Annotated in this window: 10 protein-coding genes; 3 read left to right on the plus strand and 7 right to left on the minus strand. The window is 73.6% G+C overall.

What is annotated here, in order from left to right:
• Positions 1-109: 109 nt before the first annotated feature.
• Positions 110-472 carry a winged helix-turn-helix transcriptional regulator gene (locus ACERZO_RS32505; protein WP_372669137.1) on the minus strand — a complete coding sequence of 121 codons (363 nt, stop codon included), beginning with the start codon at positions 470-472 and terminating at the stop codon, positions 110-112.
• Between the two features lie 92 nt (positions 473-564).
• Here ACERZO_RS32505 and ACERZO_RS32510 point away from each other — a divergent pair, with 92 nt between their 5' ends.
• Positions 565-951, plus strand: a complete 387-nt coding sequence (locus ACERZO_RS32510) for a RidA family protein (RefSeq protein ID WP_372669139.1) — start codon at positions 565-567, stop codon at positions 949-951.
• Here ACERZO_RS32510 and ACERZO_RS32515 read toward each other — a convergent pair.
• The 3 genes from ACERZO_RS32515 to ACERZO_RS32525 form a co-directional block, all read right to left on the minus strand.
• On the minus strand, positions 948-2,150 hold the full coding sequence (locus ACERZO_RS32515) for a GTPase (protein WP_372669141.1): 1,203 nt from the start codon (positions 2,148-2,150) through the stop codon (positions 948-950). The two genes, ACERZO_RS32510 and ACERZO_RS32515, sit on opposite strands and share 4 nt — an antisense overlap.
• Complete coding sequence (locus ACERZO_RS32520) at positions 2,147-3,931, minus strand: isoniazid inducible protein IniA (RefSeq protein WP_372669143.1); 1,785 nt, start codon at positions 3,929-3,931, stop codon at positions 2,147-2,149. The genes ACERZO_RS32515 and ACERZO_RS32520 overlap by 4 nt, the downstream gene beginning before the upstream one ends.
• A gap of 101 nt (positions 3,932-4,032) precedes the next feature.
• A complete protein-coding gene (locus ACERZO_RS32525; protein ID WP_372669144.1) occupies positions 4,033-5,031 on the minus strand; it encodes an IniB N-terminal domain-containing protein in 999 nt (332 codons plus the stop codon).
• A 302-nt stretch (positions 5,032-5,333) separates the two neighbouring features.
• Between ACERZO_RS32525 and ACERZO_RS32530 the strand changes: the two genes are divergently transcribed.
• Positions 5,334-6,464 carry a molecular chaperone DnaK gene (locus tag ACERZO_RS32530; RefSeq protein ID WP_372669145.1) on the plus strand — a complete coding sequence of 377 codons (1,131 nt, stop codon included), beginning with the start codon at positions 5,334-5,336 and terminating at the stop codon, positions 6,462-6,464.
• Positions 6,461-8,863: a helix-turn-helix transcriptional regulator gene (locus tag ACERZO_RS32535; protein WP_372669147.1), complete on the plus strand. Its 2,403-nt coding sequence runs from the start codon at positions 6,461-6,463 to the stop codon at positions 8,861-8,863. Before ACERZO_RS32530 ends, ACERZO_RS32535 begins: the two co-directional genes overlap by 4 nt.
• A gap of 7 nt (positions 8,864-8,870) precedes the next feature.
• On the opposite strand, the gene ACERZO_RS32540 is transcribed toward ACERZO_RS32535, so the two are convergent.
• From ACERZO_RS32540 to ACERZO_RS32550, 3 genes are all read right to left on the minus strand, one after another.
• Positions 8,871-11,495: a fibronectin type III domain-containing protein gene (locus ACERZO_RS32540; RefSeq protein WP_372669149.1), complete on the minus strand. Its 2,625-nt coding sequence runs from the start codon at positions 11,493-11,495 to the stop codon at positions 8,871-8,873.
• A 90-nt stretch (positions 11,496-11,585) separates the two neighbouring features.
• Entirely contained in the window at positions 11,586-12,329 is a 744-nt protein-coding gene (locus tag ACERZO_RS32545) for a ferredoxin reductase (RefSeq protein WP_372669151.1), read from the minus strand.
• Positions 12,299-12,898 (minus strand): sulfite oxidase-like oxidoreductase, encoded by a 600-nt coding sequence (locus ACERZO_RS32550; RefSeq protein WP_372669153.1) that lies wholly within the window; start codon positions 12,896-12,898, stop codon positions 12,299-12,301. The genes ACERZO_RS32545 and ACERZO_RS32550 overlap by 31 nt, the downstream gene beginning before the upstream one ends.
• Positions 12,899-12,908: the final 10 nt, after the last annotated feature.

Below are 12,908 nucleotides of genomic sequence, written 5' to 3' on the forward strand. Positions count from 1 at the left end.
GGGCCGGCGCTGGACCATAGATCGGTCTATGGTGCGTCGCGCCCGGCCGGTCGTCAACACCGGACAACGATGACCACGACGCCCGGATTGCCCGTTTCTTCTTGGCGCGTCAGGCTTCGAACCGGCGCCGGGCCGTCTCGATTTCCCCGAGGAACCGCTGCGTCCACCCGCACATGGCGTCGACGGTCGCGCGCAGCCCCTGCCCCGGTTCGGTGAGGGTGTACTCGACCCGCGGCGGCACGGTCGGGTGCACCTCGCGCTCGACGAGGCCGTTGCGCTCCAGCATGCGCAGGTTCTGGGTGAGCATCTTGTGGCTGATGCCCTCGACGGCGTCGCGCAGCTCGCTGAAGCGCAGCGTCCGGTCACCGAGGGTCTCGATGATGAGGAACGCCCACTTGTTGGCGACGTCGGAGAAGATCTCGCGGGCGAGCGAATCCGCGCGGGAGAGGTCCGCGTCCTGCTTGGTCACCATCTGGTTCCCCCGTCACGAAAAAGTGCCTTCTTCCGCATCGTCCAACACTCTCCTACGGTTCCTGGGTAACCACAAGAGACCACGGAGGAAAAGTGGCTGTCACCCTGATCAATGTCCCCGAGCTGCCCGAGATCGACGTGTACCACCAGGTGGCGGTCGCGTCCGGGACGAAGCTCGTCTTCGTCGCCGGGCAGGTCGCCTGGGACACCGAGCCCGACCTCGCCGCGCAGGTGGAGCAGTGCTACGTCAACGTCGGCGCGGCCCTCGCCGCGGCCGGCGGTTCGTTCGACGACGTGGCGAAGCTGAACTTCTCCGTCGTCGGCTGGACTCCGGATCAGATGCCCGCACTGCTGGCGGGGATCGCCCGGGGCAGCGCGAAGGTGGGCACCACCGCCAAACCCCCGGCCACACTCATCGGTGTCGCCGCGCTGGACGTGCCCGAGCACCTCGTCGAGATCGAAGCGACCGCGGTCCTCTAGGCGAACAACGCCAGGAGCCCCTCGGTGGACCGCACCACGACGTGCGCCGCCGCACGTTCCGCGTGGGGGCGGTCCGGTCGCTCCGCCTCGTGGCGCCAGCGGCGCAGCGCGTCCAGGCCCGCGTCGTAGATGTCGCCCGGGTCCGCGTCCGGGTCCAGGCCCAGCCGGTCCGCCGGGGACGTGCCCTGCGCGCCCAGCAGCCGGATCGCCTCTTCCGCCGGCTCGCCGGACAACGCCGTGCGGCCGCCGGTGATGTCCGCGATCAGGCGCAGCTCGCGGAAGTCGTGCGCGGCCGCCGCGAAGCGCTCCACCCGGGACACCAGCCGGTCGCCGCCCGGGCGGGGCTGGGCCGCCAGCAACGCCTCCAGCCGGATGACCGCCGTACGCGCCTTCAACGCTTCGGCGCGCGCCACGAAACACCCGGCGAGGGTGTCCCGCAGCTCGCCGAGACCGCTGCGGCGGACCAGTTCCGCCGACAGCTTGAGGCGGTCGTCGCAGCCGGTGCGGATCAGCGTCAGCGCCAGCCGGACGCCGAACATCCCGAACCGGACCACCAGCGAGCGCCGCGTCTCGACCGGGATCGGGCCGGGGAACGCCGGGTCGGTGAACGAGTCCACCGAAAGCACGTGCCGTTCCAGCTCTTCGCGCGGGACCGCGGCGAACGCGGCGAGCAGGTCGAACTCGTCGTCGCGCAGGGACCGCCCGCCGTAGGCCAGCTGGCCCGCGACGGCGATCACGCCCAGGAAGCCCGTGCACAGCGGGTCTTCGCGCCACGCCCGGCGCGCGAGCTGCTTCGCGGTCAGCAACGCGTCGATCCGGCCCGCGCCGACCTCGTCGGCGCGCGAGAGCACCAGCACCGAGTTCACCGCGGTCTGCCGCGCGAACGGCGAACCGCCCGGTGTGTGCGCCGCCGCGAGCTCGTCCGGCTCGAGGTGCCGCACGAGCCGGACGGTCGCGTCCGGGAAGTCGTCGGCCGGGCCGGGGTCGTCGAGCAGCACGAGGTCGCGCAGCGCCCGCGTCGGCCATTCGCCGAGCGCGGCGGCGAGCGTCGTCTTGCCCGACGACGGCGACCCGGTGAACGCGACGCGCAGCGGCTGCTCCAGCCGGTTCAGGCAGTCGTGCAGGAGCGCCGAAGCCCGCGGGTCGTCGCGGTAGAGCCCGGCCGCGGCGTGCAGCAGGTCGCGGACGTCCTGGGTCACGCCGAAAGCTCCCGCCGCTTCCGCCCGGCGATCGTGCCGAGCTCGCCCGCGCGCTGGTGCAGCCCGGCCAGGCGGTCGATCTCGCGGCGGATGTGCCCGGTCTTGCGTTCGCGCTCGGCCGAGCCGGCCATGATCGTCTCGCGTTCGCGCGTCAGCTCGTCCGCGAGGTCCTCGGCCAGGCCCGTGAAGTGGTCGCGCAGCCGCCGCTGCACGACGCGGATCGCGTCGCGGCTTTCCTTGCTGAACCGCAGGAACACGTCGTCGACGTGCCGTTGCGCGGCCTGCTTGGCGACGGCTTGCCGCCGCTGCAGCCGCATCCCGCCCTCGTCGCGGATCGTCTTCACCGCGAACGCCGCGCCGGCGCTGATCGAGACCGGGTTGATCAGCGGCAGGCCCAGCCACGGCAGGCTGGTGACGAGGCCGAACATCAGCACGCCACCGTACGAGCCGCGCAGGCCGGTGAAGGCCTGCTGGCCGATCTTGAACTTCTCGATCTTCGGCCGCCGGACGTCGTCGAGGCTTTCCACGCCCGAGCCGTCGAGCGGCAGGTCGGGCAGCGCGTGGTCGTACTGCGCGCCGAAGCACGCCGCGACCGCCTGCGCGGTCCACTGCGCCCGCTCGGTCAGCCACGCGTAGTTCGTCTCGATCGCTTCGGCCAGCGCGTTGTCCAGCCACGGCGCGAACTCGTCCCAGACCTTCGCGGGGTCGCCCTCGTCGAAGGTCTGGTCGATGGTGTTGACGATCTTGCGCGTCCGCTCGCGCAGGTCGTACTCGACGTCGCCCATGAGGTCGGTGATTTCGTCGGAAAGCAGGTTCTGCCACCGGGTGTTCTGCCGACGCAGGTCGTCGGCCCGGCGTTGCGCGCGCTGCAGGAGAGCGGCCTGCCCGAGCCCGGCGTCCTGCCCGGCGGCCTCGACGCGGTCGCGGAGCGACTCGACGAGCTCCGCGGCAGCGGCGCGGACGCCGACGGCGGCGAGCAGCGCGCGGGACTGCTCCGGCGGGCGCGCGGCCTGTTCGGCGATCCAGGTGAGCAGCTCGGGGAAGCCCGAACGCGCGTTGAGCTCGGCGTCCCCCGCCTTCGCGGCGGCTTGGCGCACGACGGCCGAGACCGGCAGAACGGGCGCGTCGATCCCGGCCTCGGCGAGCATCCCGCGGTTGCGTTCGGCGACCGCGCGCCACCCCGGCGAAGCGTCGATCTTGGTGAGCGCCAGCACGACGTGCGGGCACCAGGTGCGCACGTGCCGGGCGAGCGCGAGCTCCGCCGCGCTGAGCGGCGCGGTCGCGTCGGAGACGAGGATCACGGCGTCCGCTTCGGCGAGCAGGTCGAGCGCCGCGGCGGTGCGGGGCGAGCGCGGGTCGCCGACCGACGGGGTGTCCACCAGGACGAGCCCGGCGGAAAGGAGTTCCCGCGGCACCCCGACCTCGACCCGGCTGAGCGTGCCGGCCGGCCGGGCGCCGAGCTCACCGCTGAGCCGTTCGACCGCGACGGGGGTCCGTTCACGGGAGCGGCTGACCAGGGTGGCGGCGGGTTCGGCGGCGTAGCCGATTTCGGTCGGGACCTCCGGGGTCGCGGCGTCGCCGACCGCGCACACGGGCGCGTTCAGCACCGCGTTGAGCAGGTATCCCTTGCCCTGTTTGGGGAAGCCGAGCACGCCGAGGCGGATCTGCCCCTCGGGGGCGTCTCGACGTCTGCGGAGGCGCTCGGCGAGATCTGCGCGGCCGTGCGTGCGGCACGCGTCCAGCGTCTCGTTGAGCACTTCGAGCCAAGCCGGTGCGGTCACAGCGGACGAGTGTCCCCGGTTTACTCCCCGTACGCACACCGGGTGCCCGTCCCGCGGCTGCACCCAGACCGCGGGACGGGCACCGGTGACCGGTTCGGGGATCAGTGCCCGAGGTGGATGTCGTTCGACGCGATGTCACCGATGTGCAGGTTGCCCAGCGCGTTGTGGCTGACGTCCGCCACGTCGGAGACCACGTCGTGGACGGCGGTGCCGTTGCCGCTGGCGATGTCGCCCACGGCGCCGGTGACCTGGCCCGCGACGTTGTGGTCCACGTTGATGCCGGTGGCGTTCGTCACGACGTTGGTGACCTCGCCCAGCGGGCCGGCGCCGTGGTGGCCGCCACCGTGCGTGGAGGCCACGTCGCCGGCGCCCTGGAGGATGCCGGAGAAGTCGCCGATGTGGCCGGTGAGGTTGCTGACCGCGTCGCCGACGCCGAGGCCGCCGGTGACGTCGTTCACGTCGGCGGTGACCTCGTGGACCTGCGCGTTGGCCAGGCCGACGGCCTGGTGCGCCTGGTCGACAGCGCCGCCCACGGCCTGGTAGCCCTGGTCGACGGCGCCGGCGACGACACCGTCGTTGGCGTCGGTCAGGTACGCCGGCGCGGCGGTCAGGTTGGTCAGCGCGGCCGAGTCGAGGCCGTTCGCCAGGTCGCCGCCGAGCACGTTGCCGGCGATCGCGGTGACGTTGCCGACGTTGGTGAGGTCGTTCACGCCCGGGAGCGCGCCGACGGCGGGCAGCTGGCCCACGGCGGGCAGCTCGCCGACGCCGAGGTCGCCGACGCCCGGCAGCTCCGGGACGGCCGGCAGGCCGAGGCCCGCGGTGAGGGCGGTGAGCTGGTCGATCGCGCCCTGGATGCCGGGGGCGTCGGTGCCGACCGGGGCCAGGTCGCCGACGACCGGGAGGCCACCGACGGCCGGGAGGCTGTCGACCGGGACGAAGTCGAGCACCAGCGGGATGACCTCGTGCACGTCGGCGGCGCTGACGTCACCGAGACCGGCGGCGGCGAGGACGCCCTGCGGGTCCGTCCCGAAGGCCGCGAGCGCGGTCGGGTCGTTGAGCAGGTTCAGAGCGAAGTCGTGCAACGTCTGCACGGAGTCCATGGGGATTTCTCCTGGTCCGGTGGTTCGGGGGACAGCATCGGCCGCAGGGACCGGTGCTCCGACATCAAGTTAGGGAGCCGGTCCCCCCACGCACATCGGGGATCACTCCGAGTTGCAGGCCGGTCAGCCGATAGGGGATCGATATGTCATCGTTAGGGAGTTAGGGGCTCATCCGAGACGCACTCAGTTGGATTTAATCCTTCCAACTACTTGCTTGACTAACCCGTTTGGGTGAGGATGCCCCGAGCCCTAGGGGGATTCCGCACCCCCGATCGGCCCCGCGAGGTGAGGAGGAAGCGCCGTTGCCCTACGTCCTCGGGATCGATGTGGCACAGGGGCGGACCCACGCCGCGACCTGCCGTCGGCAAGGCCCCGGCTGGGGCGAGCCCGAACCCCTCTGGCTGGGTGAACGGACCCCGGCCGCCGCGTCCGCGCTGTTCCTCGATGACGAGGGGTACCTGCTGACCGGCGACGCGGCCGCGCAGGCGGGCGCCCGGGTCCCGTCCCGGCTGCTCACCGGCTTCCACCGGCGGATCGGCGACGACGTGCCGATGCTCGTCGAGGGCGAGCCGTTCCCGCCCGAAACGCTGACCACCGTGCTCGTCGAAGGCATCGCCGAGCACGCCGCCAACCTGCTCGGCGGGCCCCCGCAGCACCTGGTGCTGACCCACCCCGGCGACTGGGGCGGCTACCGCCGCGACGTGCTGCGCCGCGCCCTGGCCGACGCCGGGTTCACCGCGGTCACGCTGGTCCCCGGCTCGGTCGCCGCGCTCGGCGCGCACCTGCCGGTCCCCGGCCCCGGCGCGCAGTTCGCCGGGGTGTGCGAGTTCGGCGCCGACGGCGTGACCGTCACGCTGGCCACGGCCACCGGCGCGAGCGGGTGGCAGCCCGCGACCAGTGCCGAAGGCGTGGCCCCGGCCGCCGCGCTCAGCACGCTGTTCGCCCTCGCCGGCGCGGCTTCGACGTCCCCCAAGGGGCTCGCCGGCGTGGTGTTCTGCGGCGACGTCCCGCCGCACGCGCTGCCGGCCCGGCCGCCGTGCCCGGTGTTCGCGGGACCGGTTCCGCCGGCGGCCGCCGCCCTCGGCGCGGCCGCCCTCGCGGCGCTGCGCGCGGACCACCGGGGTGCCCCGCACGAACCCCCCGCCGTCGAGACCACCCTGCTCCCCCAGGTGGACACGCTCGGTGACCTCGGCGAGCGGCCGCCCCGGCCGCCGGTCGACATCACGCCGTTCGAACTGCCCGAGCGCGCCACCCCGCTCAACCTGTTCCGGCGGCGGCGCCCCCTCGCCGCCGCGGTCCTCGTGCTCGCGGCGGCCGTCTCGGCCGTCGTGATCACCCTCACCGCCCGCGAAGCCACCGCCGGCCCCGACACCTCCCCCGCCCCGAGCCACTGCGCCCGCCCCGGCGCCCCCTCCGGTGAAGGTCACTGTTGAACACTCTGCTCACGCAGGTCTCCCCGCTCGTCCCCGTGCACCCGGCCGCCCGGCAGCTGCTCGACCAGGTCGCGGCCGCCCCGGCCACGCCCCTGCGGCTCGCCGTCGTCGCGCCCGGCGGGTACGGCAAGAGCGTGCTGCTCGCCGCCCTCGACCGCTGCTACCGCGAAGCCGGCGTCGAGGCCCTGCTCGTCGACGACGCCGACCGGCTGGCCCCCGACCAGCTCGAGGAGCTCCTCACCGGCGCGGACGGCCCGATCGTCGTCGCGCACCGGCCGGCCCCGGTGTCGGCCGCCTGGACGCTGCTGCAGCTCGGCCCGCTCGGCGTCGAAGACGTCGCGCGGCTGATCACGGCCGTGACGGGCCGGCCCGCCGATCCCGCCGCGGCGGCCGAGCTGCACGCGCGCAGCGGCGGCGTGCCGCGGCTGGCCGAGCGGGAGCTGCTCGGGCGGCTGGAGGACTTCCGGCCGGAGCTGGACGAGCTCGACGACGACGTCCTGCGCTACCTGACCGCGGCCGAAGCCGGGGCGGGGCGCAACCTCGACCTGCTGTGCGCGCTGCTGGACCGCGGCCCCGACCGGCTGCCCGCGATCGTCGACGCCGCCCGGGCGACCGGGTTGCTCGGCCCGGACGACACGCTGCCGCCGCTGGCCGCGGCCGCCGTCCGCGACTTCGGGCCGCCCGCGCGCCGGCTGACGACGGTGCAGCGGCTGGTCGAGCTGCAGCTCGCGAACGGCCTGCCGGTGCTCGACCTGGCGCGGTCGCTGCTCGGCACGGGCAGCTCGGGCGCGTCCGCCGCGGCCGCGTTCGCCGCCGCGGCCGCCGAAGCCCTGCCGACGGACGCCCGGCTGGCGACGCGGTTGTTCGAGGCGGCCGCCGAAGCGGGCGACCGCTCGTCCGCCGTCACGACGGGCTGGGCGCGCGCGACGGCGTTGTCGGGCGACCTCGACACGGCGTTGCGCCTCGGCGACGGCATGCTCGGCGACCCGGACCCCGAAACCCGCGCGTCCGGCGCGGCGATCGCGGCGACCGTGCTGGCGCACCGCGGCGAGCTGGCCCGCAGCGCGGAGCTCTACCACTGGGCGTCCCGCACCTCCCCGGACGGCGCCGGCACCTGGGCCGGGGCCGACGCGTTCGCGGCGATCGCGCTGGTCGGCACCGGCGACCTGGCCGGCGCCCAGCGCCTCCTCGACTCCCCCGCCCCCGGCGTGGCGCCGACGTTGTTCGCCGGCGCGGCGACCCGGATGGCCCGCGGCATCGCCGATTCGGTGTCCGGCTGCGCGACGGAGACGTTGTCGACGCTGCTCGGCGCGGCGGCGATGCTGGAACCGGCGCTGGGCGGCACGCTGCTGCCGGACGGCCCGGCGGCGCTGGCCGCGCTGGCGGCGTTGCACACGGGCGAGCTGGCGCTGGCGGAGTCGGTGCTGACGCGGGCCCTCGACGGCGGCATCGGCGGCGACCTCCTGGCGGTCCGCCACCGGCTGCTGCTGGGCTGGGTGGCGATGACGGCGGGCGACCTCGCGACGGCGGCCGAACACCGCGACGCCGTGGCCGGCCGGACCCTGGAGGCCCGCGACGAGCTGTTCTTCGCGACGCTGGAGCTGGGCCTGGCGCGCCGGGCGAGTGACCTCGTCGGGCTGCAGCGGTCGTGGAACCGCGCGTACCAGGCGTCGATGCGCCAGCAGACGGACCTGTTCGGCCTGCTGCCCCTGGGCGAGCTGGCGATCGCGGCGGCCCGCACGGGGGCGTTCGCGAAGATTTCCGGCCAGCTGGAACGCGCCCACGCGCTGCTGGCCCGCCTCGGCGAGCCTCCACTGTGGACGGTCTCCCTGGTGTGGCACGAGCTCCACGCGGCGATCACGTTGGAGGACGCGGAAGCGGCGAAGGCGCACCTGGCGACGTTGACGACGCACGCCCACTGCGGCCGCTACCCGAGCGCGCTGGCGACGGCGGCCCGGTGCTGGCTGTCGGTCCTGGGCGGCCAGTTCGCCCCGGACACGATTTCCGCCGCGGCGGCCGAGATGCACGACCTCGGATTGCGCTGGGACGCGGCCCGGCTGGCGGGCCAGGCGGCGATCCGCACGTCCGATCGCAAGGCGATGGTCCAGCTGCTGGAGGCGGCCCGCCAGTTCCAGGGGACGGCGGCCCGCCGCGAGCCGGGAACGACGGAGCCGGCCTCGGCGGGAACGGGACTGGCGGCGTTGAGCGAGCGCGAGCTGGAGGTGGCCCGGCTGGTCGTCGAGGGGCTGACGTACAAGCAGGCCGGGTCGAAGCTGTTCATCTCCGGGAAGACGGTGGAGCACCACATGGCCCGGATCCGCGGGAAGCTGGGGGCGTCGGACCGGCGAGAGCTGCTCGCGACGCTACGAGAGCTGCTTTCGCGGCCGGACGCCCCCTAGCGTCCCGTCAGGCTGCCGGCGTCGTCGCGGTGAAGGTGGCGGCTGGGCCGGTTCCAGTTGCCGTCACCGCTGCCACCGTGAACGTGTACGCCGTGCCCGGTTCCAGGTCGGCCACCACCCTGGTCATGCCCTTGATCGTCGGCTGGGTGACCAGCGCGTCGCGGCCCTCCACCGCGATCGTGCGGCCGTCGGACACCGTGATCGTGTAGCCCAGGACCGGCGTGTCGCCCGTGGCCGCCGGTGGGTTCCAGCGGATCGAGGCCGCCGTCGCGCTCGGCAAGGCCCGGGCGCTCGTCGGGGCTCCCGGCAGCACTCCCGGCTTCGGGCCCGGCGTCACCGGGGCCGCGGCCAAGGAGGGTTCGCTTGTGCCGTAAGCGTTGCGGGCCGCGACCGTCACCGTGTACGCCGTCCCGTCCGTCAGGCCCGGGACCTCCGCATACGCGCGCTTCGCGAAGTCGGCTGCCGAGATCGTCGCCGAGAAGGTGCGGCCACCGCCCGTGGCCGTCACCACGTACTGCGTCACGGGGGCGTTGTTGAACGCGTACGTCGGATTCCAGGTGGCGTAGAGCTTCCCGGCGACGGCGAACGTGCCCACTCGCGACGGCGCTTCGGCCGGGGCCGCGCCGCCCACCCGGCGGGTGAGGAGACCGCGGTACGCCGGTTCGAGGCCCGCGTTCGCGACGATCGCCGCCGGCGCTTCGGCTGGATTGCCCAGGAGCTTGTTGCCGCGCGTGATCGCGCCCTTGTCGACCTTGTCACGGTCGCCCTGCTCCCAGTAGTTGCCCTCGGTCAGCGTCGGGTCGTTGTTGCCCAGGCCGTCGCGGTAGTCGACGTGCACCGTGCCGACGTTCGCGTACGCCATGTCGTAGAGGACGTTTCCGCGGATCGTCTCGTAGGTGTTGCCGTTGTCGGTGTAGACGCCCTTGCCCAGCCCCCACTGGCCGTGGATCACGTTGCCGGTGACCTTCTCGCCGTCGTCGAGGGAAGTGCCGGTGATGCCCTGGGTGTAGACGCCGCCGCCGTCGTCGAGCATCAGCATGTAGTCGAAGATCAGGTTGTCCGAGACGGTGTTGTCGTGCGACAGGTTCGGCGTCGCCGGCTGCTTGATCTTGTCGGGCCAGCCGCCCCAGCCGACCGAGATCGCCGAGTAACCGACGTGGTCGATCTGGTTGTGGGACAACGTGTTCCGCACGGTGTAGCCGTTGACGATCGGCACGCCGCCGTGGAACTCCCGCGGCAGGCCGTAGAGGTGGTTGTCGGTCACCGCGATGTCGCGCACGACGTCGGCGTCGGTGTCCGTGGTCGGTTTGTCGACTCCGCCGAGCTGGACGCCGTTGCCCGAGATGTCGGTGAAGATGTCGCCGCGGACCTGGGATTCCTTGGTGCCGTCGATGAGGTCCAGCCCGGCTCCGCCGAGGTGCGCGAACACGCTGTCGCTGAACTCGACGCGCTGGCCGTGCGACACGGAGACGTTCGCGGGCTCGCGCGTCCACGACGCGTACGGGCAGGTGCCGCCGGGCACGAACTGGCAGAGCCCCTGCGTGGCCCAGCCGTCGGCGCCGGTGATCGTGTAGCCCGCCTGGATTTCGGAGAAGCCCTCCGGCGACGACGGCGTCAGCCAGGTCGCGTAGGAGTAGCGCAGTCCGCGGAAGGCGACGTCGTGGATTCCCCGCGCGTCGACGAGCTTTTCCAGCACCGGCACCTCGACGTCGGCGCGGCGCAGGTCCTGGCCCGGCTTCGGCAGGTAGTAGACGACGTGCGCCGCCCGGTCGAGGTACCACTCGCCCGGGGTGTCGAGCAGCTCGAAGGCGTTTTCCGCGTAGGTCGGGTGCCTGCCGTTGGTGAGGTCGGCCGGGCCGACCATGTTGACGCTGCGGCCCGGGATGTCCGGGAAGAGCACGCGCTTGGTCGAGTTGTCCCAGCAGGGCTGGGCCATGGTGATGGTCGTGCCCTCGGCCGCGGCGAGCGGGCAGCGTGGCTCGGTCCACTGGCCGAGGCCGTCGCGCTGGATGTTCCACAGCGCTTCGCCGGCGGTGTAGACGAACTCGACGTCCTTCGGGTTGCGCCAGTGCGCGAGGGTGTCGGCGCTCGCGGTGTAGCCGGTGGCGGTGGCCTTGACGGTCACCGGCAGCGGGCCGCGGGCGCGTTGTTCGCGGACGCCGTCGACGTACAGCTGCCGGCTGTTGTCGAGCCCGGCGGGCGCGGGCGCGGCGAACAGCCCGGCCCGGCCCGGGACCGGCCGCCACCCGGTGACGCGCACGCCGCCGTTCAGCTCGGTGTCGCCGCTGCCCTGCCAGATGACGCGGTGGCCGTTGCCGCCCGAGTCCCGGGCGTCGAGCCGCAGCGGCTCGGTCAGCCGGAAGACGCCGGGAGCGAGGTGCACGGTGAGGTCGCGCGTGAGGTGCGGCGCGCGTTGGCGCACGAGGTCACGTGCCTTGCCGAGGGTCCGCACGGGCCGGTGCGCGGTGCCCGGGGCGTGGTCGGAGCCGGCCGGCGAGACGTAGACGTCCCGGTCGGCGGCGGAGTCCGGATCCGCGGCGGCGGCCGGGCCGGTCGCGGCGAGCAGCGCGCCCGCCCCCAGGAGAACGGTCACCACGGTGCGGCGCCGCTTCGAGCCCCACTTCGTCAGCATGGGACGAAACATAGGATCTTTGAACGCCAATGTCGACAAGTTCCCGCTCAGCGGGGCGTCTTGTCACCTATTCATCAGATGGGTGGCTCACTAGTCCCGGCTGGGGCCGAACCGCTCGGTGCGGATCCGGTGCGGATCGTGGCCGAGGGCGACCAGGATGTCGGCCACGGTCTCGACGAAGCCCGTCGGGCCGCAGACGAAGCACGACGCGCCGAACTCCGCCGGCCAGCCCGCGGTGTTGAGCGTGGCGACGTCGATGCGCCGCGGGATGCCGGGGCGGCCCTCCGGCAGCTCACGCGTGTGGACGTAGGTGATGTCCAGCCCGGCCACCGGCGTGCGCAGCTCGTCGGCGTAGTACTGCTCGGCCGGCGTGCGCAGCGAGTAGATCAGCTTGAACGGCGTCCGGACGCCGGCCGCGCGGCGGGCGCGGATCATCGCCATCAGCGGCACGATGCCCGAGCCGCCCGCGACGAGCAGGACCGGCTCGGGGTCCGTCGGACGCCAGACGAACCAGCCCCCGACGGGGCCGCGGATCTCGACGGGGTCGCCGACCGCGTACGGACCGGTCAGGTGCTCGGACACCTCACCGTCGGCGACGCGCTGGACCGTCAGCTCGACAGTGTCACCGTCGGCGGGCGCGGCGAGCGAGTAGCTGCGCTGCGCGCGGTAGCCGTCGGCGGCGGTCAGCCGGACGTCGACGTGCTGTCCCGCCAGGTGCCCCGGCCAGCCGGGCAGGTCGAAGACGAGCGTGCGGGCCGTCGGGGTCTCGTCGCGGATTTCGGCCAGGCGGGCGACCCGCCAGGCTAGTCGCCCTGATACCGCTGTTCGCGCCATGGATCCCCGTAGTCGTGGTAGCCGACGTTCTCCCAGAAGCCGGGCTCGTCCCGGGTCTTCAGCTCCAGGCCGCGCACCCACTTCGCGGACTTCCAGAAGTACAGGTGCGGCACGAGCAGCCGCGCCGGGCCGCCGTGCTCGGGCGTGAGCGGCTTGCCGCCGTACTCGTAGGCGATCCAGGCCTGGCCGTCGAGCAGGTCGGCGAGCGGCAGGTTCGTGGTGTAGCCGCCGTAGGCGTGCACCATGACGTAGTCGGCGGCCGTGTCGAGCCCGCCGACCAGCGTGTCCACCGAGACGCCCCGCCAGCGGGTGTCCAATTTGGACCACTGGGTGACGCAGTGGATGTCCACTGTGGGCTTCTCGCTGGGCAGGGCCATCAGCTCGGCCCAGCTCCAGGCGTGCTTCTCACCGGTCTCGGTGGTGACCGTGAACTCCCACGTCTCGGTGCGGACGCGCGGAGTCGGTCCCGCCGACAGCACGGGGAAGTCCTCGGCGAGGTACTGCCCGGGTGGCAGGCGCGGGTTGCCGCTGCGGGCCCGGCCGCGGAACCCCGGTGTCACGACGCCCATGCGGCCCTCC

The organism is Amycolatopsis kentuckyensis, assembly GCF_041679295.1.
Lineage (GTDB): Bacteria > Actinomycetota > Actinomycetes > Mycobacteriales > Pseudonocardiaceae > Amycolatopsis > Amycolatopsis kentuckyensis_A.

Bases quoted from the DNA above. Each gene is read 5' to 3' on its own strand.
- ACERZO_RS32525 (WP_372669144.1), bottom strand. From the start codon at position 5,031: ATGGACTCCGTGCAGACGTTGCACGACTTCGCTCTGAACCTGCTCAAC.
- ACERZO_RS32505 (WP_372669137.1), bottom strand. From the start codon at position 472: ATGGTGACCAAGCAGGACGCGGACCTCTCCCGCGCGGATTCGCTCGCC.
- ACERZO_RS32545 (WP_372669151.1), bottom strand. From the start codon at position 12,329: ATGGCGCGAACAGCGGTATCAGGGCGACTAGCCTGGCGGGTCGCCCGC.
- ACERZO_RS32540 (WP_372669149.1), bottom strand. From the start codon at position 11,495: ATGCTGACGAAGTGGGGCTCGAAGCGGCGCCGCACCGTGGTGACCGTT.
- ACERZO_RS32550 (WP_372669153.1), bottom strand. From the start codon at position 12,898: ATGGGCGTCGTGACACCGGGGTTCCGCGGCCGGGCCCGCAGCGGCAAC.